The sequence below is a fragment of the Phytoactinopolyspora endophytica genome (assembly GCF_004138495.1).
GTDB classification, from domain to species: domain Bacteria; phylum Actinomycetota; class Actinomycetes; order Jiangellales; family Jiangellaceae; genus Phytoactinopolyspora; species Phytoactinopolyspora endophytica.
In genome coordinates, this window is sequence record NZ_ML142854.1 from 319,732 (window position 1) to 320,249 (window position 518).

The 518-nt window shown below is 64.5% G+C and carries 1 protein-coding gene and 1 tRNA gene; both read right to left on the bottom strand.

Annotated elements, in window-relative coordinates; translation table 11 throughout:
• Positions 1–30: 30 nt before the first annotated feature.
• A tRNA-Phe gene (locus tag ELR45_RS14530) sits at positions 31–103 on the bottom strand.
• 56 nt (positions 104–159) lie between these two features.
• A partial coding sequence (locus tag ELR45_RS14535; RefSeq protein WP_165367774.1) for a cytochrome c oxidase assembly protein occupies positions 160–518 on the bottom strand: 359 nt, incomplete at its 5' end.

The following is a 518-nucleotide window of genomic DNA, read 5'->3' on the forward strand; positions in this document are numbered from 1 at the left end:
CCAGCGGCGGTGAAGCCGCTGGTCAGAGGGTGGACAGGGCCGGCATCGATCCGGCGACCTTCCGCTTTTCAGGCGGACGCTCTACCAACTGAGCTACCTGTCCGGGTGAAGCGACACGAGTCTAACGTATGGTCTGGCGAGCGTGGAAATCCACTGGCGTCAGTCCACCCGCTCTTGCCGCTTGGCGTCGGCGTCGAGCCTGGCCAGGTAGGCGTTGTAGGCCTTCCGCTCGGCCTCCTCCTTACCTTCTTTGCGGTCGAACCGGCGAGCCTCGCGCTCGTCGGAGCGGGACCATTGCACGAAGATGACGATGACGACCACGAGCGCGGGCAGCTCCCCGAACCCCCACGTGATCTGCCCCGCGAGTATCTGGTCGTCCAGTGCGTCGGGTAGCCAGGTGATCTCGGTAGCCAGTTCGCGGTAGTACGAGCCGGCGATCAACATCGACGACTCCATGATGGCCAGACCGAAGATGGCATGGAACGCCATCGACAGCAGCTGCACCACGATCCGCGCCG